General features: G+C 69.9%; 23 protein-coding genes. 7 read left to right on the forward strand and 16 right to left on the reverse strand.

All coding sequences use genetic code 11. The features are described from left to right. Window positions 1–45: 45 nt before the first annotated feature. Window positions 46–1,035 carry an NADPH:quinone oxidoreductase family protein gene (locus VSH64_RS44325; RefSeq protein WP_326568703.1) on the forward strand — a complete coding sequence of 330 codons (990 nt, stop codon included), beginning with the start codon at window positions 46–48 and terminating at the stop codon, window positions 1,033–1,035. A gap of 3 nt (window positions 1,036–1,038) precedes the next feature. Here VSH64_RS44325 and VSH64_RS44330 read toward each other — a convergent pair whose 3' ends face one another. The 7 genes from VSH64_RS44330 to VSH64_RS44360 form a co-directional block, all read right to left on the reverse strand. Beyond that, a complete protein-coding gene (locus VSH64_RS44330) occupies window positions 1,039–1,788 on the reverse strand; it encodes a class I SAM-dependent methyltransferase (protein ID WP_326568704.1) in 750 nt (249 codons plus the stop codon). A gap of 10 nt (window positions 1,789–1,798) precedes the next feature. Next, window positions 1,799–2,020, reverse strand: coding sequence for a putative acetyltransferase (locus VSH64_RS44335; RefSeq protein ID WP_456062088.1), 222 nt, complete (start codon window positions 2,018–2,020; stop codon window positions 1,799–1,801). 11 nt (window positions 2,021–2,031) lie between these two features. Continuing rightward, complete coding sequence (locus VSH64_RS44340; protein WP_326568706.1) at window positions 2,032–2,256, reverse strand: glutaredoxin family protein; 225 nt, start codon at window positions 2,254–2,256, stop codon at window positions 2,032–2,034. Then, entirely contained in the window at window positions 2,253–4,373 is a 2,121-nt protein-coding gene (locus VSH64_RS44345) for a phage holin family protein (protein ID WP_326568707.1), read from the reverse strand. Before VSH64_RS44345 ends, VSH64_RS44340 begins: the two co-directional genes overlap by 4 nt. Then, window positions 4,370–4,963: a DedA family protein gene (locus tag VSH64_RS44350; protein WP_326568708.1), complete on the reverse strand. Its 594-nt coding sequence runs from the start codon at window positions 4,961–4,963 to the stop codon at window positions 4,370–4,372. Before VSH64_RS44350 ends, VSH64_RS44345 begins: the two co-directional genes overlap by 4 nt. Continuing rightward, entirely contained in the window at window positions 4,960–5,748 is a 789-nt protein-coding gene (locus VSH64_RS44355) for an MBL fold metallo-hydrolase (protein WP_326568709.1), read from the reverse strand. The genes VSH64_RS44350 and VSH64_RS44355 overlap by 4 nt, the downstream gene beginning before the upstream one ends. Window positions 5,749–6,806: 1,058 nt before the next feature. Then, complete coding sequence (locus VSH64_RS44360) at window positions 6,807–9,047, reverse strand: terpene synthase family protein (RefSeq protein WP_407655608.1); 2,241 nt, start codon at window positions 9,045–9,047, stop codon at window positions 6,807–6,809. Window positions 9,048–9,301: 254 nt separating this feature from the next. Here VSH64_RS44360 and VSH64_RS44365 point away from each other — a divergent pair, with 254 nt between their 5' ends. After that, window positions 9,302–9,613, forward strand: a complete 312-nt coding sequence (locus tag VSH64_RS44365; RefSeq protein ID WP_326568710.1) for a GNAT family N-acetyltransferase — start codon at window positions 9,302–9,304, stop codon at window positions 9,611–9,613. Window positions 9,614–9,624: 11 nt separating this feature from the next. Here the strand turns inward: VSH64_RS44365 and VSH64_RS44370 are convergent, their stop codons facing one another. After that, the gene (locus tag VSH64_RS44370; RefSeq protein ID WP_326568711.1) at window positions 9,625–10,062 is read right to left on the reverse strand and encodes an SRPBCC family protein; all 438 of its coding nucleotides are present in this window, start codon (window positions 10,060–10,062) and stop codon (window positions 9,625–9,627) included. Window positions 10,063–10,335: 273 nt separating this feature from the next. Here VSH64_RS44370 and VSH64_RS44375 point away from each other — a divergent pair, with 273 nt between their 5' ends. Both VSH64_RS44375 and VSH64_RS44380 read left to right on the forward strand, forming a co-directional pair. Next, window positions 10,336–11,352 (forward strand): S1 family peptidase, encoded by a 1,017-nt coding sequence (locus VSH64_RS44375; protein ID WP_326568712.1) that lies wholly within the window; start codon window positions 10,336–10,338, stop codon window positions 11,350–11,352. A 66-nt stretch (window positions 11,353–11,418) separates the two neighbouring features. Further along, window positions 11,419–12,270 (forward strand): SCO6745 family protein, encoded by an 852-nt coding sequence (locus tag VSH64_RS44380; RefSeq protein ID WP_326568713.1) that lies wholly within the window; start codon window positions 11,419–11,421, stop codon window positions 12,268–12,270. A gap of 84 nt (window positions 12,271–12,354) precedes the next feature. Here VSH64_RS44380 and VSH64_RS44385 read toward each other — a convergent pair whose 3' ends face one another. After that, window positions 12,355–13,203, reverse strand: a complete 849-nt coding sequence (locus tag VSH64_RS44385; protein ID WP_326568714.1) for a hypothetical protein — start codon at window positions 13,201–13,203, stop codon at window positions 12,355–12,357. A 25-nt stretch (window positions 13,204–13,228) separates the two neighbouring features. Beyond that, a complete protein-coding gene (locus tag VSH64_RS44390; protein ID WP_326568715.1) occupies window positions 13,229–14,428 on the reverse strand; it encodes an OmpA family protein in 1,200 nt (399 codons plus the stop codon). A gap of 373 nt (window positions 14,429–14,801) precedes the next feature. Here VSH64_RS44390 and VSH64_RS44395 point away from each other — a divergent pair, with 373 nt between their 5' ends. The 3 genes from VSH64_RS44395 to VSH64_RS44405 all read left to right on the forward strand — a co-directional run bounded on the left by VSH64_RS44395 (window position 14,802) and on the right by VSH64_RS44405 (window position 17,663). Then, window positions 14,802–16,253 (forward strand): carbohydrate kinase family protein, encoded by a 1,452-nt coding sequence (locus tag VSH64_RS44395; RefSeq protein WP_326568716.1) that lies wholly within the window; start codon window positions 14,802–14,804, stop codon window positions 16,251–16,253. A gap of 21 nt (window positions 16,254–16,274) precedes the next feature. Further along, the gene (gene ribA, locus VSH64_RS44400) at window positions 16,275–16,844 is read left to right on the forward strand and encodes a GTP cyclohydrolase II RibA (RefSeq protein WP_326838212.1); all 570 of its coding nucleotides are present in this window, start codon (window positions 16,275–16,277) and stop codon (window positions 16,842–16,844) included. 63 nt (window positions 16,845–16,907) lie between these two features. Beyond that, entirely contained in the window at window positions 16,908–17,663 is a 756-nt protein-coding gene (locus VSH64_RS44405; RefSeq protein WP_326568717.1) for an SDR family NAD(P)-dependent oxidoreductase, read from the forward strand. On the opposite strand, the gene VSH64_RS44410 is transcribed toward VSH64_RS44405, so the two are convergent. The 6 genes from VSH64_RS44410 to VSH64_RS44435 all read right to left on the reverse strand — a co-directional run bounded on the left by VSH64_RS44410 (window position 17,638) and on the right by VSH64_RS44435 (window position 24,179). Then, window positions 17,638–18,069, reverse strand: a complete 432-nt coding sequence (locus tag VSH64_RS44410) for a VOC family protein (protein ID WP_326568718.1) — start codon at window positions 18,067–18,069, stop codon at window positions 17,638–17,640. The two genes, VSH64_RS44405 and VSH64_RS44410, sit on opposite strands and share 26 nt — an antisense overlap. Before the next feature lie 130 nt (window positions 18,070–18,199). After that, window positions 18,200–18,616: a hypothetical protein gene (locus VSH64_RS44415; protein ID WP_326568719.1), complete on the reverse strand. Its 417-nt coding sequence runs from the start codon at window positions 18,614–18,616 to the stop codon at window positions 18,200–18,202. Further along, window positions 18,616–19,434 (reverse strand): heavy metal-binding domain-containing protein, encoded by an 819-nt coding sequence (locus VSH64_RS44420; RefSeq protein WP_326568720.1) that lies wholly within the window; start codon window positions 19,432–19,434, stop codon window positions 18,616–18,618. The genes VSH64_RS44415 and VSH64_RS44420 overlap by 1 nt, the downstream gene beginning before the upstream one ends. Window positions 19,435–19,444: 10 nt before the next feature. Continuing rightward, window positions 19,445–20,287 (reverse strand): heavy metal-binding domain-containing protein, encoded by an 843-nt coding sequence (locus tag VSH64_RS44425; protein ID WP_326568721.1) that lies wholly within the window; start codon window positions 20,285–20,287, stop codon window positions 19,445–19,447. A 58-nt stretch (window positions 20,288–20,345) separates the two neighbouring features. Continuing rightward, a complete protein-coding gene (locus VSH64_RS44430; RefSeq protein ID WP_326568722.1) occupies window positions 20,346–21,560 on the reverse strand; it encodes a GGDEF domain-containing protein in 1,215 nt (404 codons plus the stop codon). A 1,368-nt stretch (window positions 21,561–22,928) separates the two neighbouring features. After that, window positions 22,929–24,179 carry an MFS transporter gene (locus tag VSH64_RS44435; protein WP_326568723.1) on the reverse strand — a complete coding sequence of 417 codons (1,251 nt, stop codon included), beginning with the start codon at window positions 24,177–24,179 and terminating at the stop codon, window positions 22,929–22,931. Between the last annotated feature and the right edge of the window lies 1 nt (window position 24,180).

The raw sequence follows: 24,180 nt of genomic DNA on the forward strand, positions 1-24,180 counted from the left end.
AGCGCCGGGACACGGTGATCCGGCGAACACGGGAGAGGGAGCAGGATGTTCTCGGGCCAGGCATGGCGTGTGGTGAGGTTCGGCGAGCCCGCGGACGCGGCCGAGCTGCGTGAGCTGACCTGGGCCGAGCCGTCGCCCGGACAGGTCCTCATCCGGGTGCGGGCCGCGGGAGCCGGGTACCCGGACCTGATGATGACGAGCGGGCACTACCCGCTGCTCGGGAACCCGCCGTTCGGCCTGGGGTCGGAGGCCGCGGGCGAGGTCGTCGCCGTGCCACCCGGCTCCCGATTCTCGGTCGGCGACCAGATCGCCGGCATCACCGACTTCCGGAACGGGTGGGGTGGCTACGCGGAGTACGCGTACGTCCGGGAGGGATCGGCGATGCCGATCCCGGCTGGCATGACCGACGAGCAGGCCGCCGGCTTCCCCATCGGCTTCCGCACAGCGCACGCGGGCCTGGTCGAACGTGCTCCGGTGCGTGCCGGGCAGACCGTTCTCGTGCTCGGTGCCGCGGGCAGTACCGGCCTCGCCGCCCTGCAACTCGGCAAAGCCCTTGGTGCCACCGTGATCGCCGTCGCGGGGAGCCGGGAGAAAACGGAGTTCTGCACGCGGTTCGGCGCGGACCACGTGGTCAACTACCGAACAGAGGACCTGCCCGCCCGGATCGCCGAGATCACCGGGCGTGGCGTGGACTTGATCTATGACCCCGTCGGGGGTGACACGGCGGCGGTCGCCCTGAAATCCGTCGCCCGCGGCGGACAGATCGCCATCGTCGGCCTGGCGAGCGGCACACCGGTCGCTCTCGACGCCACGGACCTGCTGCTGCGCAACTACTCGGCAGTCGGCGTGCTCGCGACTCCGGATGAGGACCCGCAGGTCGAAGCCGCGGTCTGGCGCCGGCTGGCGGGCTTGGTGGAGGCGGGAAAGATCACGACCCCGGTGGGCCGGGTGTACGGCTTCGACGAGGTGCCGCGGATGATCGAGGGCCACCGCGCGCCGGGGCCGGGAAAAACCGTGGTGCGGGTGGCTTTCTGAGCGTTAGGGCTTGCGCGCCTCGATCAGAAACCGGGTCGTGGTGGCGACGAACGGGCCGTCCCGCAGGCGTTCGTGAAGGGAGCGCAGCTGGGGCAGATACGCCTCCACCGTGAAGCCCGGGACCAGCCAGATCACCTTGCGCAAGAAGTAGATCACCGCACCGATGTCGAAGAACTCCGTGCGCAGCGCCTCGGATCGCAAGTCGACGATGTCCAGGCCGGCGGAAGTAGCGGCGGCGCGGGCGAGGTCCGGGTGGCGGCTGTGCCGGACGTCGGCGGGTTGCGGGCCGAGGAAGTACTCCACGAGTTCGAAGACGCTGGCCGGCCCGACCTGCTGGGACAGGTAGGTGCCACTCGGAGACAGCACTCGGGCGATCTCGGTCCACCACACCGTGACGGGATGGCGGCTCACGACCAGGTCGAACGAGCCGTCCCGAAACGGCAGCGGCGGCTCGTCGGTATCGGCGACCACGGTGGCGCCGCGGGGGTGCAGGAGGGTTGCGGCCTTCGTGAGGTTCGGCGGCCAGGATTCGGTGGCCACCATGAGCGGCGGCAGCGCCGGGACGCCCGCCAGTACCTCGCCGCCGCCGGTTTGGATGTCCAAAGCGGACTGGGCGTGGGCGAGACGGGTGCCGATGAGGTGCTGGTAGCCCCACGACGGGCGTTGTTCGGTCGCGCGGCCGTCGAGCCAGGAGAAGTCCCAGCCGGCGACGGAAACGGTCGAAGCTTCGGCTACCAGGTCGTCGAAAGACACCCGCTGATCGTCACAGGTCGGCCGGCGGAGGACCACTCGATTTGGGCCGACGCCGCTCCGGAGCCGGCGGTACGGGCTTGGCGGCGACCACCGCGTCGAGCGGCACCACCACCAGGCCGCGCCGAGTTTCCACCGTGCACGTGGTGGAATCCCGCGCCACCAACGGTCCCAGCGCGTCCGTGAAGCCGCCTTCGACGCGGTAGCGCACCACCACCCGCGTGCCCAGTGGCAATTCCCGCAGGATCACAGGCGCGCCGAGAGCTCGGCGTCGCTCGGTTCCACGAGGTGGCTGCCGTCGCCGAAGACGATGGTCGGGATGCGGCGGGCGCCGTGCTGCAGGGAGCGCACGAGGGCCTCGGCGGCGGGGTCGGCTTCGACGTCCACGTAGTCGTAGGCCACGCCCTGGGCGTCGAGGAGCGCGCGGCTGCGCTTGACGTCCGGGCACCAGCCCGCGCCGTACACGATCATGAAGCCACCTCCGAAACGGGGACCACGGATTCCTCGGCCGGCGCACCGTGGCCGAGGAAAGTGAGCCAGTCCTTGAAAACGTGGTGCACGGCCTCGGCGCCCACGGGTTCGCCGGGGGCCGGGAACGAGCGCGGGTGCAGGATGAAGCCGCGCTGCTGCGGGCCGCCGAGGGCGCCGTGGGAGCCGACGTGCCGTTCGAACGGCGACGACTGGTCGGACTCCGGGTCGTAGCGGCTGTTGATCATGATGTCGGCGCAGTGCGGGAACGTGTCGACGCGCTTCACCAGCTCGTCGGCGTACGGGCCGTAGTCCGCGAGCGGGTCCTCACCGATCACGACGCCCGTCGCGAGGCGCTTGAGGCCGTCGCGGCCGAGCACGACCGGGCCGAACTCCGAGCTGTGCACCAGCATGAAGCCCACGCCGTCGTGGTCGACGAGGGTGGGCAGCAGGTCCGGGTACTCGCGCTCGATGGTCTCGAGGTTCACGCGGCCCTCGTGCTCGGTGAACGACACCATCGCCAGGTGCCCGGACACCACGCACACCACCCCGGGCGCCACGCGCGTGACCTCGCCGGGCGAGCCGCTGGACGTGCGCGGCCGGTTCTCGGCGCACTCGGCGTCCTCGACGCGCGAGCGCAGCCGCCGCGCGATCAGGCCGCCGGTGGTGGTCGCCTCGGCCAGCGCCGCGTTGACCTGCCAGCTCTCGGCCTGCCGGCGCTTGCCGTGCTCGGCCACGGGCGCGCCGCCGCAGAGGCGCCCGACCAGGGCTTCCATGGTTTCGCCGAAGCGGTCGACGAAGGCCTGGCCCTGGGTCTGACCGTGGTCGGACAGCCCGACGATGTGGTAGCGGCGCGGCGCGATCCGGCTGGTGCGCAGCAGCCGCGCGAACTGCTGGTCGATCGAGCGCAGCACCTCGAGCGTGTCGAAGCGCTCGATGCCGGAGTGGTGCGCGACTTCGTCGTAGCCGAGGAAATCGGCGTACACCACGGGCCGGCCCGCGAGCATGTCGCCGATGATCGCCGACACGACCACGTCGCGCGCGATCACCGTGGTGCCCGGGCGCGCGAGCGGGTAGAAACCGCCGCGCGGGATCCGCGGCACCACACCGGCGCGGCGCTGCTTGGCCGCGGCCGACAGCTCACGGAACACGTCGATGAGCGCGACGCCGAACGTCCGCAGCACGTTCACCGGGTTCGCGAAGTACGCGCGGTAGCCGGCGCCGACGGAGTCGTGCCGCGGGCCGCGGACCTTGCGCGGCACGAGGACCGGGATCGAGCTCATGGTGAGGCTCACGTGCTCGGCGTCGCCGGAGAACAGGTTGCCGTGGCTCGCGCCGTCGCCGGCGAGCAGGCCGCGGCCGTTGGTGTGGCGCCGCTCGATCTCGGCCGCGTCGTTGGGGTGCGCGCACGCCATCACGTGGTCGCGGTCCTTCTCGTACCAGCGGAAACCGAGGATGTCGTGGTTGGAGCCGTGGAGGATGCCGCACACGCTGGCGCCGGTCTGCGAGCTCCAGTCGGTGTGCCAGCGGGTGAGCGCGTGGGTGCCGTCGTTGAGCCACGCCGCGAACGTCGGCATGTCCCCGTCGCGCACGGCGCGGCGCACGGTGTCGTAACCCAGGCCGTCGATCTGCAGGAAGACGACGCCGGGCGGCTCCTCGGTGAGGTCCTCACCGGGCGCGTGCTTGCGCCGGCGCCGCGCCGCGCGGCGGAAGAAGATCTCGTCCTCGTCCACGGCGAGCGCGCTCGAGATCAGCGCGCCGACGGCCGACATCACCACGGTGATGATCACCGCCGCACCGAAATCGGTGAGCTCCACGCCGGGCACGGCCTGCAGGATCGCCAGCGTCGCCGCGCCGAGCAGCAGGTAGGTGCCCACGCCGAGCGTGAAGTACGCGATCGGCCACGCGATGCGCACCACCCACGGCCACACCACCGACGTGAGCAGGCCCAGGATCAGCGCGCACACCGTCGGCTGCCACCACGACTGCATGCTGAACCCGTCGAGCCACATGTCCAGCAGCCGCAGCGCGCCCGTGACCGCGGCCCACACCAGCACCACGCGGGCGACGACCCGGCCGCCGCCCAGCAGGCGCCCCTTCGACGGAGCGGGTGTCGTCACTGATGTCCTCCAGTTCGTTCCGCCGCCCGCGCGCGCAGCTTGCTGATGACCGTCAACAACACGGTCACCACCAGCACGAGCACGGTGGCCAGCAACGTCGCGATCAGCGGCGAATCGAAGATCCCGCCGCTGAGGATGCCCAGCAGAGAATAAGCAACGGCCCACAACACGCAGGCCACGAGCCCGGCCGGCAGCATCTTGCGCCACGGGTAGCCCAGCGTCCCCGCGGCGAGCAGCACCGGAATCCGCCCCGCCGGCACCAGCCGCCCGATCACCACGAGCTGCCACCCACGCCGCGCGAACTGCTCCCGCCCCTTCGCGAGCCTCTCGGCCTGCTGCCGCTTCTCGACCCAGCGCAGCAACGGCTCACTCCCGAACCGCGGCACGGCGAACGTCAGCACATCCCCGAGGTACGCCCCCGCGATCGCCAGCAGGATGACCAACGGCAACGACAGGTGGTCCGTCGTGGTCGCCACCGCCGCCGCGGCGCCCACCAACGCCCCCGTCGGCACGATCGGGATCACCGACCCCAGCAACACCCCGCCGAACAGCGCCGGATACCCGATCGCCGACGGGTCCGTCCAGCTCACGCCCGTTCCTCGGGAGCGGGCAACGCGACCTCGGCTCCGGGGCGCGTGATCAGCACGTCGGTGGGCAGTCCCGCCGCGCCCACTTGGTCGGCGAAGATCCTCGGCGGGTCCACCAGCAGCTTCTTCATCTGCTTCGTGAGATGAATCCCGGGCACGGCCAACGTCCCCCAATGCACGGGCACGACCGCCGCTGCCTTCAGCAGCCCCGCCGCCACAGCCGCCCTCTCCGGCGTGAGGTGCCCCGGGCCGAGGTTCGGACCCCAACCCCACACCGGCAGCAGCGCCACATCCACCGGGCCGAGCTCCTTCATCCCGTCGAAGAGGTCCGTGTCACCGGCGGAGTAGACCCTGGTGCCGTCCGCCTCGAGCAAATGGCCGAGCGCCGGACTCTGCGGACCGTGCGTCAGCCTCGGCCCCCAACGATGGCCGGAATGCACGGCTTCGGTCGCCGTGATCGTCAGCCCACCGTCCTGCACCACCTCACCGGGCGCGATCTCTTCGACGTTCTTCATGCCCTGCTTTCGCACCCACCCACCGGCACCCTTCGGCACGACGATCCTCGCGCCCTTCAGGAGCCGCAGAGACGGAAAGTGCAGGTGATCGCCGTGCAGATGAGAGATCAGCACCGTGTCCACACCCGCCCACGCCTCCGCCCCCGGCAACGGCGCCACCCGCGTGAGCGGTCCGACACGTTTGGTGAGCACCGGATCCGTCAGGACCACCCGTCCACCGAGTTCCACCCGCGTCGTCGCATGGCCGAGGAAGTGCAGGTTCAAGCCTCTCACGCTTCGAGTATCACCTGATGAGGGCGAAAACGCCCGGAGGAGTGGCGGGTTGCACCCTGATCGGGTCGATCTTGAGGTGGGGGTGGGAGTGGCTGGGTGGGCGGTTGGTTCTTGTGGGCACGGACGGAGGTCCGGTTCTTGCGCAAGCGGCGAGGGGCTTGGCTCTTGCATCGGCGGCCAAGGTGGTTGGCTCTTGCGCCTGCGGTCAGGTAGTGGCGCTTGCACCTACCCGTCAGCGCGGGCCCTCGCCAACGCGATCACCTTGGGCGGCGGCTGCTTGACAACAGGGACACCCACCAAAGGGAACCGGCCCGTCAGGAACGATGACCAGGCCGAACATCTGACAAGGCTGCCGTTTCAAGCGGCTAAACTTTCCCCCGGCCGGCCCCCGACGGCGGTTCATCTTCTGCGGGACTCGGTTTGTGTCAAGGCATCTTTCCCGCCTTGACACAAAGCGAGGCCCGTAGAACGATTGAGAGCCCGGGTGCTAGCCATCTCGTTCTTTGGTCTTTTGCTGCGAAGCAGGTTGCTTGAGGCTCGAGTCTTTAGTCGTGAGTCTTGAGGCTTGAGGCTTGAGGCTATAACCCCACAGAACTCCCAGGCTGACGCCTGAACAGGCTGCGCCTGCAAAGATCAAAAGACTCAACCACGGCTTACGAGTCGCTCCCCGAACTTTCCATTGTTACGACGGTTCGGGTGGGCTTGTCAAGGCGGGAAAGAGTACCTTGACAAGCCCACCCGAACCGTGTCACTTACGTTCGTCGGGGGCCGGCCGGGGGAAAGGTCGGTATGGGGTTGAGGGGAAAGTGGGTTAGGTGGCCCGCTGGCTGTCTTGTAGATGGTGGTAGGTGCCGGTGTGTTGGGTGGTTGAGTTTCAGGCGGGGCGAGTCGGGCGGTGTCTTGAGTCTGGGTCGCCCGCCGTCGGTCTCGTGGATGGCGGTGGGTGCCGGTGTGTTCGGTGGCTGGGTTTCAGGCGGGACGAGTCCTGCAGTGTCTTGAGCCTGGTAGGCCCGCCGTCTGCCTGGCAGGCGAACCGGCGACCCCTACCGGCCCGACCCCTACCGAGCAGCAGTAAGGATCGAAGAGATCCTCAACGCCCCAGTCCCCAACCCCGTCGGTCCGCTCGAGAATCCCGGCACCGCCCCAGCAGGCTCCTCCGGAACCCCAGGCCGCCGCCGGATCTCTTCCTCCGTATACCTGGCACACCCAGCGTGCCAGTTCAGAATCCCCGCCATCCAATCCTTCAACTCATCCGCATAAGTACTCAGCGCCCTGCGGACATCCTCATCCAGTGAATAATCCGAGAACAACCCCGGCAACCCGACCTCGACAGCGTGCTGGAACTCCTTCATTCGAGCCGTCATCAGATCATTCACGATCTCCAACGCCGTCTGCTCGTCAACATCCAAGAAGTTTCGCACAACAAGCACCGCATTATGCAGCTCGCCCTCGTACTGAATCTCTTTCTTATACGAGAAAACATCATTCAACAAACAAGCATAATCCATCGCCGAATGCTCAATGGCCTGAATGGTCCGCGTTCGATAGATCTCCGGTGGCACCAGCCGCCCATGGGAGATTCGAGACAGGCTCATCGTGAGATCCGACCCAAAGGTCTTCCGCCGCATCTCAACATAATCGATCGGATCCGGAATTCGGTTGTCCGCCTGGTTCGCCAGTTCCCAGAGCCAGCTTTCGCACATGTCCACGATCGACTTGCGGAACGCGCGGCGGGAGTCCAGCGCCATCGGGCCGGCGGTGCGCTGCCAGAGGTCGGCCAGTGCCGCCTCCATCGGGCTCTCCGGGGCCGGCATCGGAACATCGTCATCAACGGGCATGAACAGCTTGAACCGTTCGGTGGCCAGTTTCGCGGCGGGGAGGTTGCGGCCGGCGCCGTAGACGACGGGGTAGTAGTCGTCGCCGTAGGTGCCCCAGGCGAGCCAGCCGCTGGTGAGGTCGAGTTGGTCCGGGGAGGCGTCCGGGTGGATGCCGGCGGAGCAGAGGGGGAGGTCCATGGCGCGCATCTTGTGGTCGTCCCAGACGATGCCGTCGATGAGGCCCATCGAGTGGCACCAGGTGGCGAGGTTCTCGCGCGCGGCGTCCAGGTGGGGGCTCAGGCGCAGGTCGTAGGGCATGTAGATGTCGGGGCGGACGATGGGGCCGACGGACTCGAAGGGCTGGTGGGAGAAGGCGCGCAGGCGTTGGGGCGCGGTGCTCACCAGGGACGAGAAGATGCGCGCGGCGGAGGTGCCCAGGCCGGTGGGGCCGCCGAGCAGCTCTGGGCCGCCGCGGGTGTCGAGGGCGCCTTCGTTCATGTAGCGGCTGGAGCGCAGGTGCCATTCGTGGCCGCCGGATTGCCAGTCCTGCAGGCCCTTCACGTAGGCGAAGGTCTCGGCGCGGCCCGAGAGGTCCACGCCGTGCTCGTCGAACAGGGCCGGGACCTCGGTCAGCGCGGTGTGTTCGAACTGGTGCAGGCGGGACGTGAGCAGGTCGTTGACCGCGTCGGCGGCTTCCTGGGTGGTGCAGCCGAGGAACTTCTCGAACACGAGCACGCCGTTGGAGAGCTCGCCCTCGTCCTCGACCTCGCGCTGGTAGGAGAACAGGTCGTTGCGCAGGTGGACGGCGTCGGCGAAGCAGTCGCGCAGGACCTCCATCGGGCGGGAGGCGGCGATGGTGTCGGGCACCTCCGCGTGCACCGAGTGCTCGATGAGGTTGGCCGACCAGGGAGCGCCGCCGACCTTGCGGCGCATCTCGATGTACTCGATGGGGTTCGAGACGCGGCCCTCGTTGATGTTCGCGAGCTCCCACAGGGACTCGTCCAGCAGATTGCGCGTGCTCTCCACGAAGCGGCGGCGCCAGCCTTCGGACCGATGCGGCACCGTGCGGTTCCACAGGTCCTCGAGCCCGCGCTCCACGGGGTTCTCCGCCGTCTCCGTGATCTCACCCGTCACCGGCATGAACAGCGCGATGCGGTCGAGGTAGGCGCGGGCGCTGTCGATGTCGCCGGTGCGCTTGAACAGCTCCAGGAAGTGGTCGTCGAAGTAGAAGACCCACACGTACCAGTCGGTGACGAGGTCGAGCTCCGTCGCGCCGGCGTCCGGGTGCGTGTAGGCGCACAGCAGCGCGTAGTCGTGGGAGTCGAAGTCGTGTTCGTCCCAGATCACGGTGCCGTGCTGCGGCACGTCGATCATGTCCATCGTGTACGCCCACGCCTTGCTGTGCTCCCGCGCACCCTCCAGATGCGGGTTCAGCCGGGCCGGGTAGGGCATGTAGAACTCGGGCAGAGCGAACGGCTGCACAGCGCGGTCCTGGCCTTCCCAGTGGTGGTCACCGACCCAGAGAGGCAACCAAAACGCCCCGCGCCCCGGAAGGTCCGCGCGGGCGTTCCACCCGATCGCCCCCACGGTGTCGCCCAGGCGGCCCAGCCCGGATCACCTCTGGGTCGTTTCCCGTGCCGTAGCGTCATTCTTCGGTGAAGATCAACGCCGGCCGGGGAAGTACGGCAGGGTGTCCGGCGTTCACCTGAATGCCCGAAAACTTCGAGGAGCGACGAATGAGCGACGAGACGCGCGTGGTGCGCAACGACGAGAAGCACCGCTACGAGGTGTACGCGGACGACCAGCTGGCCGGCTTCACCCAGTACCTCCTGCGCGACGACCAGACCGTGTTCACCCACACCGAGATCGACAAGGCCTTCGGCGGCCGGGGCCTCGGCACCGTCCTGGCCACCCAGGCCCTCGACGACGTCGTGAAGCGCGGCGGGGTGATCGTGCCGATTTGTCCGTTCATCGCGGCGTTCCTGAAGAAGCACGACGGCTACGCGGACCACGTCCGCTGGCCGGAGGGCACGTCCGCCGCGCAGTGAGCTCCGGTCCTTTATGGACCCAGCCGCTCCCGGAGCACGCCCGCGCGGGCCAGCTGCACCGCGCGGGCGCGGGAAGCGGCGAAGCGCAACAAGCCCGGCGGCGTGTGCAGCCGCAGCGTGTCGGTCACGCGCGTGCCGTCGCCGTCGGGCTCGAGGTCGAACCGGTACCCCATTCGTACGCCGCCCGGCGAAACCACGTCGCCGTGCACAGCCTGCTCACCGGAAATGCGCAGCGTCACGACGATCGGGTTGTCGTGGCGCAGGAAACCGAAGAAGCGGAACCGCTCCACCGCGGTGTACCGCGTGAGCCCCTCTTCGCGCGCCACGTCGCGCACTCGCACCACCAGCGGTGACAGGCCCACGTAGTTGGCCGGCTCGGCCAGGTGGGCGACGACGTCGGCCGGCGGCGCGGCCACGGTGAACGCGTGGCTCAGCTCGGTGTCGGGCACGCGCAGACCCTAACCGGAAGCTCCGCCCCGCGATTGCCGCGTGCCGTCGAGCGGGTACCCCATCCCGGTGAACGGAGCGGTCGCACGGCTGTTCGGACCAACCGGTGTGGGCCGAACGGGTGTGGGCAGCCCGATTTGCCCGGATGAATTGGTTATTAACCAACCTTCGTCGGTGGTGCGTTGGTTGCCTGGCAACAAAAGTGTGGGGAGTCCCACCGTGGTTGCGCGAATCGCTCGCGCAGGATCCGTCCAGCTCTACTGGAGGAAGATTCCATGACTTCCCGGAAAACGTTCGTCGCGGGATTCACCGTGTTCTCCGCGGCGGCGCTCACCGCCGGCCTTTGCGTGAATGCCGCTTCGGCCAGCCCTCTCGCCTTCGCGCAGATGCAGTCCCAGGCCATCACCCAGGCCACGCAGGTCGTCGACGGCCTCGGCCTTTCGGGCGGTGGCATCTACCTCGACAACGGCAAGGCGATCGTCAACGTCACCGACGCGGCCGCCCAGCAGAAGGCCGAAGCCGCCGGCTACGCCACGAAGCTCGTGAAGCACAGCTTCGCCGCGCTGACCAACGCCAAGAACTCGCTCGACGCCGTGAAGAACGTGCCGCAGACCGCGTGGGGCATCGACACCAAGAACAACCAGGTCGTGGTGAAGATCTACGACGCCGCCTCGCCGGCCACCGTCGCCAAGGTCACCGAAGCCGCCGCGAAGCTGGGCGATTCCGCCCGCATCGAGCACCGCGCCGGCAAGCTCTCGACCTACATCGCCGACGGCGACTCGATCAACAACGGCCAGTTCACCTGCTCGCTCGGCTTCAACGTGACCCGCGGCGGCGAGCCGATGATGCTCACGGCCGGCCACTGCACCAACGAAGGCGGCACCTGGTCGGGCGGCGACGTCTCCGGCGCCCGCGTGGTGGAGAGCGACTGCCCCGGTGCGGACTCCGGGCTGCTGACCCGCCCCAACGGCTCGGGTGACGGCGCCATCAACACCGGCCAGACGATCAGCAGCGCCGGCACGCCCACCGTCGGCGAGCGGATCCAGAAGCAGGGCCAGACCACCGGCGGCGGCAGCGGCGAGGTCACCTCGGTCGACGAGTCCGTGAACTTCGACGTGGGTGTGCTCAACCACGAGTTCGGCACCACCGCGCACACCGACCACGGCGACTCGGGCGGCCCGGCGTACGACGGCTCGAAGGGCCTCGGCACACTGTCCGGCGGCGACACCGTGACCAGCTACTTCTACCCGCTCACCCTCGAGCTGCAGTCCTACGGGCTCGAGCTCGCCTGATCGGATCGCCGAAAGGCCCCTCCGCCACCCGGTGGAGGGGCCTTTTCCGTGCGTACGCTGAGCGCCATGGAGCCGAATTCGAGCCTGGCCAGGCGGTTCTGGGTGGCGCTGGAGCCGCTGCACGCGGTGGTCTACTTCGCGCCGGAGCCCGCCGCGGCCGCGAAGGAAGCCGGCCTGCGCGGCTGGTGGATGGGCTACTTCGCGGGCCGCGCGGCACCGCTGGGGCCGATCGGGCCCGGACCCGTCACGTCGATGTTCTACGGCTTCGCCCCCGGCATGGTCGCGCGCGCCCTGCCCGACGCGTGGACCTTCGCGAAGCCGGAAGACGTGCTGCGCACCCGAATCCTCGCCGTGGAAGCCGCCCTCGCGCGCCTGCTGCCGGACGCCTCCGTCGACGAGCTCACCGAACTGCTGGAACGAGCCGTGGCCGGCTGTCGCTTCGACGGTCGTCCGCTGGCCGCCGCGTGGGCCTCGGCCGAGCGACCCGACCGGCCGCTGGCCCGGCTGTGGCTGGCCACCTGCGCGTTGCGCGAACACCGCGGCGACGGCCACGTGCTCGCCGGCGTCGCCGCCGGGTTGCGCGGCCTCGACGCGAGCCTCACCCACATCGCCGCCGGCGCCACCAACCGCGAGCTCGTGCAGCGCGCCCGCGGCTGGACCGACGACGAGTGGGACGCCTCCACCGCCCGCCTGCTCGCCCGCGGCCTGCTCGACTCCGCCGGCCGCCTCACCACGAGCGGCGCCGCCGTCCGCCGCGAGGTCGAGGAGATGACCGACCGCCTGGCCGCCGACCCGCTCGACGCGCTGGGCCCGGACGCGGTGGAGCGCGTGCTGACGCTCGCCGAACCGCTCAGCCGCACGATCGTCGACGCGGGTGGTCTGCCGATCCCGAACCCGATGGGCGCCGTGCGACCTTAGGTCCGGACAGGAAAAAACCCGCGCCTCGGTTCTCGAGTCGCGGGCCGTGCGGTGTCCGCCGAGAGCTCGCGGACACCGCCGTCCTCAGTCGGTGAGCGGTGCGGGCGCGTGGCGGCCCCGCAACAGGTCGTACTGGCAGCGCAGCTCGTGGGCCTCGTCCTCGTAGCGGCGCTTGGCCTGCAGGTACGGCCGCACGGTCTCGCTGTAGTGGCGCAGGTCGTCCTGCTCCAGCGAACCGTCGCGGAACGCGGTCCAGAACACGAGCGTCGCCGACACCACCATCACCAGCGCGACCAGCACCGCCAGCAGCACGGCGAGATCCGACAGTCCACTGAGGACACCCTCGGTGTACACGCGGACGAACATCACCACCCCCATCAGCGCCACGAGCAGCCCCACCGTGGCGAGGCTGAACTTCGCGCCCGGCGTGAGGTCGCGCCACACGAGCTGGCGGCGGTGGTTCTTGTGCTGGCGCTGGTTGTGGCCGAGGTGGTGCAGCGCCGTGGCCGCGCCGCCCGTGGCGAGGATCGAGATCACGACGCTGATCGCGAGCGGCAGGCCGAGCGGGTCGGTCCAGTCGACGTTGAATACCGAACTCGCCAGCCACAGCATGATCGGCAGGTCGACGATCGTCACCGCCAGCAGCGTCAGCACGCGCGTGAGGCGGTTCACGCGGCGGTGGCGCAGGCTGCCGCGCACCTGCTCGAGCTCGATCAGGTCGTCGATGAGGTCGGCTTTGCCCTGCGCCTCGGCCACGGTGAGGTTCTGGCCGTGGGGCCCGACCACGTGCTCGTCGAGGACCCGCGAGGTGAGGTAGCGCAGTTCGTGGATGCGCGCGAGCAGCCGATCGGCCGCGGCGGCGGTGCTGCCGAGGCGTCCTTCCGCGGGAGGCCGCGGCGTGGGCAGGTTGCGCGTCTGGTCTTCGATGGTCATGAGCCTTGCCTCCTTGGTCGGATCTTCAGTAGGTGATCTCGACCCGGCGGAGCCGGGCCGCGGTCGGTTCGTCGAACCGACCGCCGACGATGGCGGTCGCGCCGGGCTCGGTGCCGATCCCGGCGACGTCGAGGTGGTTGGTGACACCGGACGCGGTCAGCGCCCCGGCCACCACCCGCGCCCGCAGCGCGGCGAGCTCCTGGCGGCCCGCGGGCGTGGACCCGGGCGGGTCGGCCGCGTAGCCGCGCACGGTCACCGTGGCCTGCGGCCGGTCGGCCAGCCGCGCGGTGATGCTCTCCGCCAGCGAGCGCAGCAGGTCGCGCGCCGCGGGGGAGAGGCCGGCGGAGTCGCCCGCGAACCCGAGGGCGCTGTCGGACACGGTGGTGCTCACGCGCCCGCTCGGGCCCACCACCGACTGGACACCGGGCACCGGCACCACCGGCGTGGCCACCGTCGACTCGGGCCGGTGCGCAGGCACCCGCGTCTGGTCGAGGTCGCAGCTCGCGGCGTGCGCCGCCTGGCACAGGGCTTTCCAGTACGCGGCGAGCTTGTCGCGCGCCGGAGTCGGCAGCGGCGGCTGTGCCCCGGCGACGGCGCCGAGACCGGTGAACAGCACGTGCCAGCCGGTGAGGTCGGGCAACTGGCCGGCGGCCGCGAGCTGCCGCGAGATCGTGGCCGGGTCGGCGTTCCAGCCGACCTGGCGCAGGTCGAACGCGCCCGCGGTGGCGAGTCCGCTGCTGTCCACCACCAGCGTGCCCGGGTCGATCCCGCGCACGGCCAGGTCGATCCCGCCGAGCAGGTCGAGCCCGGCGCGGTGCGCGGCGGTGGCACCGATGACGTCGGCCGCCTTGCGCACGTTGTCGTCGATCAGCGTGGGCCGGTTGAGCCCGTGCTCCAGCGCCCCGTCGGCGCGGCGCGGGGTCAGGACGATGGCCGGGGTTTCGCTGCCGTCCGCGGCCGAGATCAGCGCGACGCTGCTCTTGCCCGAACCCTGCGCGGACACGTCGGTGCTGTTCGCGGCGTCGCGGAGGATCTTCTCCGCGGCCGGGGTGGCGAATGGCTTGGGCTCGTTGGCCGTGCCGCTCACGACCACGACCACCCGTTCGCCACCCGTCGGGGTGAAGCTGCGAGCGGGGATCGCGCAGCCGGCCAGGAGTACTGACAGGCCGCCGACGGCAATTGCCGCCTTGGTGACAATCGCGCGGCGCGCCTGCGCGCTTCTCACGGGAAACGACCGCACCATGGGAAAGGAGAGAGCTTCGACCAGTCGGGCCGGCGGAGCCGGCGTAACGATCCTGGGCTTCATGACGACCTCCCGAACGTCGATGAGCAGCCCTAGAATGACACTTGCCAGAGCTAAGCGTCAATTGCCGAACGCGGTTTGCCACCGGTGGTTTCCCAGGTGGCCCCATCCCTGGTGACAGCTGGTCACCATCAGCCTCCGAACGCGGGGAGGTGCACCCCCGAATGGTCCAGTCCGCTGCGGTTATTCAGTCCAGTTCAGTGAAACCCTGCTGCATCCGGGTGACGTGCGGGCACCTGATGCAAATGCCAGGGGTGGGGGAGGCAATTGCCACCAGAAGGGATACGCTGAGCTGATGGCGACGGTCGACGGCATCCTCGGTGCCTTCCTGGGCTTGCGCAAACGCAGCGGCCTCACGGTCGAGCGCCTCGGCTCGACCGAGGTCGATCTCAGCCGGCTCACCGCGCTGCCGGCCGTGCAGGCCGCCGTCGCCGCGGGGGCCGCCGAAGCGGAAGCGATCGTCCACGTGGTCGCCGACGCCGCGCGCCGGCTGCCCCCGACCGACCTGATCGTGGCCGACGCGGTGCTCGCGCTGGGCGTGCTGGCCGAACTTAAGCCCGGCGACCCGGCGTTGTCGGGGCTCTACGCCGATGACCTGGGCGAGCGCCGGGCTGCGCTGTCCGCGCACTGGAAGCAGTTGCACGCGGTCCTCAAGGCCGAACCCGTGCCGCCGACGATGACGGTGCGCAGCCTGCGGGGTTCGCAAGAGGCGCAGACGCTGGAGCGGTTGGCGCGGGAATGCGCTGCGGCGCAGACGCAAGCGCCCGCGCGGCCCGAGCGCGAGCGGCCCGAAGGCGCGAAGTCCGTGGTTGTCGTCGGTGGTGCGGTGATGGACCACGTGTGGGTGGTCGACGCGGTGCCGGACCCCGGCCGCTCCACGCAGGCGAAGTCGTTTCGCCGCCACCCTGGCGGCAAGGGCCTGAACCTCGCCGTTTCCCTGCACCGCCAAGGCCTCGACTCCCGCCTGATTGCCGCAGTCGGTGGCGATGACCTCGCGGACTCGATCGTCACCTATCTCGACAACGAGGGTCTGCCGACGGATCTGGTCAAGAAGACGCCTGGCGCGAAGACCCCCACGACGGCTGTGCTCGTCACTCAGAGTGGTGAGGCCGGTTACGTGGGCTGGATGAACGACACGCAGGTCGGACTGTCCATAGCGGACCTGCACGGCCGCCCGAACCGCGAAGCCCTTGCCAGCGCGGACGCCCTGCTCGTGACCTTCGAGCCGTCCGCCGAGGTCGTGAAGTGGTCATTGGCGTCGGCGGGGTCACAGAAGCACAAACCGTTGGTACTGCTGCAACCTTCGCCTCCGATGTCGACACCGCAGGGCGTGTACCGCTACCTCGGTGGCGTCGATTACGTCGTCGGGCGCGAGTGGGAGCTGCGTAGCCTGCTGTCCGATCCGGACGGTCCCGCGGATGTCGACGAGGTCGCCCAGCAGCTGCTGAATCTGGGTGTTCATGCGGTCTGTGTCGTGGAAGACTTCAGGTGTAGGCTCCGCACGGTCACCGTGAGCAAGGACATTCCGGCCCCGGCTGTCCCCCTCGATGACGCCCCTGCTTCGCGTGAAAAGTTTTCGGCAGCGCTGATACAACAACTTTTGAACGTAGGTCGCGACTTCACGGAACAAGCGCTGGATTACGCAGTGACCGCAATGACCACCAATCTCTCGATCGAAGAGTTCACCGACTCGGCACCCACCGACATCGAGGTGGGCCGGGCCTGGGAGCGACAGAGCCTGGAGTAGAACGTCGTGACCTCTGAAGGCGTGCGGACGCATGAGCTACACGGTGCCGAAGGAACGTTCACCGTGTACGTGCTCGACGACGTCCCCGGGCTCAACAAGCCTGCGGCCGCCGTGTTCGGCGAGCCTGCGGACGACTGTCTGGTGCGAGTGCATTCCCGTTGCCTGTACGGCGAAATTTTCGCCTCGGACGACTGCGACTGTCGCGCGCAGCTGCACAAGTCGCTTGAGCTGATCCGGGAAGCCGGTTCCGGCGTGTTGATCTACCTCGACCAGGAAGGCCGCGGTGCCGGTCTCGGCGTAAAGGCGCAGGGCTACGAGATCAGTCAATTGCTGGGCCTCGACACTTTCGAGAGCTACGCGCACATGAAGGTCGAAGCAGACACGCGGACGTATGGGCACGCCGTGCGCTTGCTCAACGAGCTGAAGCTCGACCAGGTCCGACTGCTCACCAACAACCCGGCCAAAGTCGAGGCGTTGCGCGACGCCGGGATCATCGTTGAACGCCAGGAGCTGGTCGTAGACCACCCTGGTGAGCAGGCCCAGCGCTATCTGCTGGCCAAGGAACGCCACGGCCACGCCATTTTTGCCTGAGTCTGTCGATCCGGGAGTTCTTCGTTCGACGCACGGGTAAGAGACCCGACGAACGGAGAACCCATGCTCCTCTCAGGCAAGAACGCGGTCGTCTACGGCGGTGGCGGATCAATCGGTGGCGCCATCGCGCGGGCGTTCGCCGAGGAGGGCGCCCGGGTCTTCCTCGCGGGGCGCACGCGCGCGAAGCTGGAGAAGGTCGCCGGCGACATTCGGGCCGGCGGCGGACAAGCCGAAGTCGACGAGCTGGACGCGCTCGACGAGCAGGCGGTCGACGCGCACGCCGACGCCGTGGTCGCTGCCGGCGGCAGCCTCGACATCTCGGTCAACGTGATCACCCACGGCGACGTGCAGGGCACCCCGATGCTGGAGATGTCGCTGGCCGACTACGAACAACCCGTGGTCGCCGCGGTGCGCACCACGTTCCTCACCATGCGCGCGGCCGGCCGGCACATGAAGCGGCAGGGCGGCGGCGTCGTGTTGGTGTTCGGCGGTGACGGCGACCCGGTGCGCAACCGCGCCGTGGGTGGGCTGCAGGTGGCGTTCAGCGCGCTCGAAGCCATGCGGCGGCAGCTCGCGGCCGAACTCGGGAGCCACGGCGTCCGTACGGTCACCCTGCGCACCGGCGGTGTGCCGGAGTCGCTGCCGGCGGATTTCGCCGGCGTCGGCGAGCTCGAAGCCGAACTCGCCGGGGCCACGATGCTCGGCCGCGCGGCGACGCTCCAGGACGTCGGCAGCGTCGCCGCCTTCGTGGCGTCCGACCGGGCGCGGACGATGACCGCCGCGACCGTGAACGTCAGCTGTGGGGCGCTGGTGGATTAGCGCGAGCCGAGATCTGCTGCACGGACCAGGCGTTGCCGTCGGGGTCGGCGAAGTGGAAGAAGCCGATGTTGTCGAGGTCCTCGGGCCGGCCGGTGCCCGGGTCCGGCCCGAAGAGCTCGATCTCCGTCACGTCGACGCCGGCCGACACCAGCGTGGAGCGGGCGAGCGGCAGGTCGGCGACCACGAGCTGCAGGCCTTTGAGCGAGCCGGGCGGCATCTTCGGCAACGCGCCCTCCCCGATCACGATCGAGCAGCCGGATCCCTTCGGGGTCAGCTGCACGAGCCGCTGCCCCGGCCCGACCACGACGTCGAAGTCGAGGTGGAAACCGATCTGGTCGGCGTAGAACGCCTTGGCGCGGTCCACATCGGACACGGGAACGACGACGACCTCGAGTGTCCAGTCCATCCCCGAGTTGTAATCGGGCGAAACGGGCGGGTCAAGCATCAGTGGTTCAACCGAGACCGTTCGACCCAGCCCGATCAACCGAGCGCGATCAACCGAGCGCGATCAACCCCGCCCGATCAACCGAGCCCGCTCAACCGCCCAGCAGCCGCGCCAACGCCTCCCGCGCCCGCGCGTCCCGCGACGCGAGCGCCTGCAGCTCCTCGGCCAGCACCGTCACCCATTCCTCGACGTCCGCGTCGCGCCGGCTGATCACCACCCCGCGCACCACCTGGCGGATCTCGCCCGTGACACCGCCGGTACGCCCGGCCGTGAGCACGAGCAGCTGGTGCGGCGTGGACACGCGCACCTCCACCGGCTGCCCGAGCCGGCCCGCCACGCGGTCGGCGAAGCTGCGCCGCCGGTCGATCTCGACCATGCCGGGCGGCAGCGCGTCGCCGAGGGTCTCGGAGAGCACGCGGGTGTAGGACTCCACGTCGGCGCGATCGGCGCGCAGGGCGGCCACCAGCAGGTGGAACTCGCCGGCCGGGCCGAGCTCTGACCCGGACATCAGTCGGTGAGCGGCAGTACGAGCTGCGGCTTGGTGATGTGGTGGTCGGGGCGCAGGGGCTTCACCGCGGTGCCGATCGCGAAGAACTCCGTGGTGTGCCCGCCCCAGCGGTGCGGCAGCGACAGCAACTGCACCCCCACGATGCCCTCGGCCTTGAGCTGCTCGGCCTCGGCCTGCATGCGCGACATCGCCAGCTCACGCGCGTCGTAGAGGGCCTCGGTGTACTGCGGGATCTCCACGTTCTGGCCGATGTTGCTCATCGCCTGGCGGAAGCGCTGGTGCGCGATGTGGTAGACGCAGGTGCCCATCACCATGCCCAGCGGCGCGTAGCCGGCCTGCACCAGCGTCCAGAAGTCCTGGCCGGACAGGTCGGACGTGAAAGGCTTGCCGGTGTTGTTGCGCCACTCGCCGGGCTCGTCGGCCTTCACCGCGGTGCCCACGGCGATGAACTCGGCCAGGTCGCTGCCGAACTCCTTGAACTCGATCTCCAGCCGCACGGCCACGATCCCGTCGGCGCCCAGCAGGTCGGCCTCGGTCTCCATGCGCGTCATCGCGAGCTCGCGCGCGTGGTACATCGCGGCCGAGAGCCGGTCCATCTCCTGGTTCTTGCTCCAGCGGCCCATCTGGAACCCGACGTGGTAGATGCTCGACCCGAGCACCAGCCCCAGCGGGCGGAACCCGGCTTCGCGCACGAGCAGGAACTCGTTCACGCTCAGGTCGGACGTGAACAGGCTCGTGGCCTGCCCGGGCCGCATCTCGGCGAGCCGGCGCATCGCGTCTTCGGGGATGTGCTGCGCGGCGGGGTCCGTGGTGGTCACAGGGCCTCCTTCAGGCTCGGTTCAGCGGCAGGATGGTGAGCGCGGACGTGGGCGCGGAGCTGCCGCTGTGGAACCGGGCGATGGCGGTGCCGAACACGCTCGCCACCCCGGCCACGGCCACCTCGCCCAGCTGCCAGGTGTCGAGCGACATCCGCGAGACGATCGCCCCGTCGGCGCCGGTGGTCTGCACGGTCTTGCGGAACTGGCTGCGCGCGTCGGCCCGCACCTCGGTGACGAGCCGCGTGTGGGCGTCGACCTCGACGTTCCCGGCCCACATCGTGGTCTGGTACTGCATGTTGTAGTCGAACGTGGTGTTCGCCGAGATGCCGATCGCCACGGCCGCGGGCACCCAGCCGGCCTGCATGAGCTTGCCGACGTCCTGGCCCGGCAGCTCGGTGGTGAACACCCGCCCCGGCCGTTGCCGCGACTCGGCGCGCACCGCGGTGCCCAGCGCCACGAACTCCTGCATGGTCTCGTCGAGCCTGGTCACGGACGTGGTGATGCCGAGGACCCCGTCGGCGCCGATCGCCTCGGCCTCGAGTCGCAGCCGGTCGAGCGCGATGCGGTAGCCCTGGCGCAGGGCGTCGGCGTAGATGGCGGCCTGCTGGGTGGGGGTGATGCCGAAGCCGGCCGTCCAGCCGAGGCGCTCGACCACGCACCCCATGACCTCCCCCACGGGGGTGAATCCGGCGACTTCCGCGCCGATCGCCCCCGGCACGCTGAGCAGGGAGGTGCGCAGGCCCGAGGACGCGAACCGGTCGACGCGCGCCCGCGCGACCGGCGGCAGTCCACGGCCATCCCAGTCGGGCACTCCGACCTCCTCGTAGGCCTCGGTGCGGCCCTCACCGTCCATCGTGGCACGCGGGGGAGGCGAAGTCGGAACGAGAAGGCGGGGTTGTCCGGAACGTCCTTCAGTGTGTGGCGAGCTCCACGCGGTTGCGGCCGGCCTGCTTCGCCCGGTAGAGCGCGGTGTCGGTGGCCACCAGCACGTCGTCGACGCCGGTGAGGTGCTCGGCCGGGTAGAGCGCGCAGCCGATGGACACGGTCAGGTCGCTGATCACCGTGTCGCGCTCCGGCAGCGGCACCACGACCTGCGGGATGCGGCGGCGGATGCGGTCGGCGAGCTGGCCGAGGTGCTCCATCGTGGCCACGTTGGGCAGCACGATCGCGAACTCCTCGCCGCCCCAGCGGCCGCACACGTCCTGCTCCCGGACCTCGCTGCGCAGCGCGATGGCGATCTCGCGCAGCACGACGTCGCCGGTCGGGTGGCCGTAGGTGTCGTTGATGGCCTTGAAGTGGTCGAGGTCGAGCAGCAGCACGCCGACGGTGCCGTTGCCGGTGCGGGCGCGCTCGAGGTACTGCTCGGCCAGGGTGCGCCACCAGCGTTTGGTGGCCAGGCCGGTGGTCACGTCGGTGCGCGCGTCGCGCTGGAACTGCGCCAGCAGCAGGCCCCGGTGCAGCGCTACCAGCGCCACGACCACGCCGGTGAGCACCAGCGGGTTGGCCAGCAGGAGCAGCACGGCGGTGACCAGGCCGAGGCCGATCGCGCCGGCCTCCAGCAGCTGGTCGCCGAACCCGGAGAACAGCTCGGACAGCGACCGCGGCGGGCTCGAAAGCGCGATGGCGACCATCACCAGCGCCGTGTTGATGGCCCAGCGCAGGGCGCAGGCGAACACGATCACGAGCAGATCGGTGAAACCGGGCAGGAAACCCGTGGCCGGCACACCGGGGTAGTGGTGCATGCCGAGCGCGAGCACGGCGACCGCCGCCTGCGTGCCGCACAGCACCGTGGCGGCGGAGAAGATCCAGCGGTGGGGCAGCACCGGCCGTTCGCGCGGCCACACGCGCCACCACGCCATCGCGTAGGTGAACAAGACCATCGCCGTGGCCAGCACGGCCGGCAGCGCCACCACGGCCGCGATGCTCCACACGGCCTTGGTGTCCACGTACGCGACCGTGGGCGCGCGGTTGTACTCGCGCTGCCGCTCGATGTGGCGCGTGGCCTCGATGGCGGCGGCCGCGCACACGGCCAGCACGCCGAAACGGATCAGGTCCTGCTCGTGCACCGGCACCAGCCAAGCGGTGCTCACCGACGCGAGCACCGCCAGGAAGTTGACGAGGAGCACATAAGTGCGGACATGAGAGGGCAACCGCCAAAGGCGCCAGCCCGTGAACCATCCGGCAGACCGGTTTGCTCGTCCGCGCACTCTTCACCTCACCCGGTTGGCTTCTACCGTAAACGACAGGGCGCGCCGTGTGCCGCCCGTGGTCCGGACTATGGGAGCGGGCCGGGGAATTTCGCCCGGACAGCCCAGCGTCCGGGCGGCACGGAGGGGAGGTGACCACTGAGCGTAGTGGTGACCCGTCGGGATTCCTTGGCGGACCAGGGAATCCGCGACCTCCGGCCACCGAGGCCACTGACGTGCGACAACCACGATCGGTGACCGGCGGGCCCCGTGAAACCGCCGGTCGCCGCGACCCCGGAAGGCGGTGACAACCGTGCGCGACAACAACTGGACCCGGTCGGCCTGAGTGGTCTGGACCGTTGAGCTCGACCTGAGGTCGAGAGTTGACCGCTTTTTGGTGCTCCTGGACGGAGGAGGTGTCCGCGGTGCGGGACAACAACTGGTGACCGGCGTGACGGGCGAAGCGGCGGAGGGAAAGGAGGTTCGGCGATGCGTGACAACAACTGGACCCGCTGAGGTCAGACCAACCGACGGTGACGGACAGCAGTGGATGGACGGCAGTGGATGGACAGAGAGGAGACGCCGGTGCGTGACAACAACTGGACCTGCTGAGGCAAGTGGTCAACGTCCATGACGACCGGAGAGGAGAGGCGCGTGCGCGACAACAACTGGACCCGCTGAGGCCCGCCCGGCACTACGACAACACCCGCGACGACCCGGAAGGAGCGCCCGGTGCGCGACAACAACTGGACCCGCTGAAGCAAGTGGTCAACGTCCATGACGACCCGGAGAGGAGAGGCGCGTGCGCGACAACAACTGGACCCGCTGAGGTCCACCCGGCACTACGACAACACCTGTGACGACCCGGAAGGAGCGCCCGGTGCGCGACAACAACTGGACTCGCTGAGGTCCACCTGGCACTACGACAACACCTGTGACGACCCGAAGGGAGCGCCCGGTGCGCGACAACAACTGGACCCGCTGAAGCCCCGACGACCCACCCCGCGACCGCGACGACCGGAGAGGAGGACCGCGTGCGTGACAACAACTGGACCTGCTGACCGAAGCCCGGCGAGCCATCCGCAGAGGGGGGTGAAAGGCATGTGTGACAACAACTGGACCTGAGTCCGGCCCGCGAGAGAACTCGGCCATGTGCGAGAACTACCAGCACCAGGAGCACCACCGGCACCGCACGGCCGTGCCGCGACCGCAGCACGGCAACGGCAGCACAGCAACGACGGCACAGCAACGACAGCACAGCGACAGCAAAGGAGGTGCGCCCGTCACCGGAGCGGAACCACCGCGAAATCAGGACGCCGCGGGCGGGGTGGCCTCGTCGAGGGGACTTCGGCGGGGCCACGCCGCGCGCAGCCAGGCCGTGGCGGCCAGGGAGGCGACCGTCGCGCCGGCGATCGCGGCGACGGCCACCACGGTCGTCGGCGCCAGCACCTGCGCGAGGGCGCCGGCGGCCGCGATGGCCAGGCCCTGGGCGGCCCGCAGCGCGGCGATCGCGACCCCGATCACCTGGCCGCGCTGCTCGGGCGGGGCCGCGAGGCTGTACTGCACCTGCGTGATCAGATCGTGCGCCGAGAACATTCCGGACAGCGTCCACAGGAGCACGATCACCACGAGCCCGGGCGTCCAGCCGGTCGGCAGCAGGACCAGGCTGGTCGCCACCGCGAGCGGCCCGAGCAGCCGCGCCTGGCGCACGCGGGGCACGCGGCTGAGCAGCACCGCGCCGAGCAGCGAGCCCACGGGATTGGCGATCAGCAGCCACGCCAGCACACCCGTGCCGCCGAGTTGCGCGGCGATCGGCACGGCCAGGCCTTCGGGCACCACGTAGAACCCGCTGCAGCACGCGATCAGCAGCAGCGACCGCAGCCGCCGGTCCCGCGCGACGAGCCGGCAGCCCGCCACGAGCGAGGTCCACTGGGCTTTCGCCGCGGCGCCCGCGCCGGCACCCGGCGTCACCTGCACCGGATGCGGCTTCAGTCCCCAGCGCAGCGCGATCGCGGACACGGCGAACGTGACCGCGTCCACCGCCAGCGCGCCCGCCACCCCGAGCCACGCGACCACCGCCGCGCCGGCGCCGAAGCCGATCACGAGCGCGGCCTGATAGGTCGAGGACAGCAGCGCCTGGCCGACGGGCAGCCGGTCCGGCCCGAGGATGTCCGGCAGCACGGCCTGGCGCGCCGACTGGAACGGCCCGGCCGCCAGCTGCACCACCACGAGCAGCGCCGCCGCCACCGGCCACGGCAGCCCCGGGATCGCCATCACGGCCACGAGTACGGCCCGCAGCACGTCGGCCACCACGAGCACCGCGCGGCGCGGGAACCGGTCGGCGAGGCCGCCGAGCGCGCCGCCGAGCAGATCGGGCAGGTAAGTCAGCGCGTAGGTGAGCGCCGCCCAGCCCGCGGATTCGGTACGGTCGAACACGAGGACCGTGAGCGCGACGCGAGCCAGCTGGTCACCGGCGACCGACAGCACGTGCGCGAGCCACAGGGCCCGGAATTCGGTCACGCCGAACACGTTTCGGAATGACGGGGCCCCGGCGCTCATA

It is taken from the genome of Amycolatopsis rhabdoformis (assembly GCF_035918295.1).
Taxonomy (GTDB): domain Bacteria; phylum Actinomycetota; class Actinomycetes; order Mycobacteriales; family Pseudonocardiaceae; genus Amycolatopsis; species Amycolatopsis rhabdoformis.

Bases quoted from the DNA above. Each gene is read 5' to 3' on its own strand.
- VSH64_RS44325 (WP_326568703.1), top strand. From the start codon at position 46: ATGTTCTCGGGCCAGGCATGGCGTGTGGTGAGGTTCGGCGAGCCCGCG.
- VSH64_RS44340 (WP_326568706.1), bottom strand. From the start codon at position 2,256: ATGATCGTGTACGGCGCGGGCTGGTGCCCGGACGTCAAGCGCAGCCGC.
- VSH64_RS44365 (WP_326568710.1), top strand. From the start codon at position 9,302: ATGAGCGACGAGACGCGCGTGGTGCGCAACGACGAGAAGCACCGCTAC.
- VSH64_RS44375 (WP_326568712.1), top strand. From the start codon at position 10,336: ATGACTTCCCGGAAAACGTTCGTCGCGGGATTCACCGTGTTCTCCGCG.
- VSH64_RS44380 (WP_326568713.1), top strand. From the start codon at position 11,419: ATGGAGCCGAATTCGAGCCTGGCCAGGCGGTTCTGGGTGGCGCTGGAG.
- VSH64_RS44385 (WP_326568714.1), bottom strand. From the start codon at position 13,203: ATGACCATCGAAGACCAGACGCGCAACCTGCCCACGCCGCGGCCTCCC.
- VSH64_RS44395 (WP_326568716.1), top strand. From the start codon at position 14,802: ATGGCGACGGTCGACGGCATCCTCGGTGCCTTCCTGGGCTTGCGCAAA.
- VSH64_RS44405 (WP_326568717.1), top strand. From the start codon at position 16,908: ATGCTCCTCTCAGGCAAGAACGCGGTCGTCTACGGCGGTGGCGGATCA.
- VSH64_RS44410 (WP_326568718.1), bottom strand. From the start codon at position 18,069: ATGGACTGGACACTCGAGGTCGTCGTCGTTCCCGTGTCCGATGTGGAC.
- VSH64_RS44415 (WP_326568719.1), bottom strand. From the start codon at position 18,616: ATGTCCGGGTCAGAGCTCGGCCCGGCCGGCGAGTTCCACCTGCTGGTG.
- VSH64_RS44425 (WP_326568721.1), bottom strand. From the start codon at position 20,287: ATGGACGGTGAGGGCCGCACCGAGGCCTACGAGGAGGTCGGAGTGCCC.
- VSH64_RS44435 (WP_326568723.1), bottom strand. From the start codon at position 24,179: ATGAGCGCCGGGGCCCCGTCATTCCGAAACGTGTTCGGCGTGACCGAA.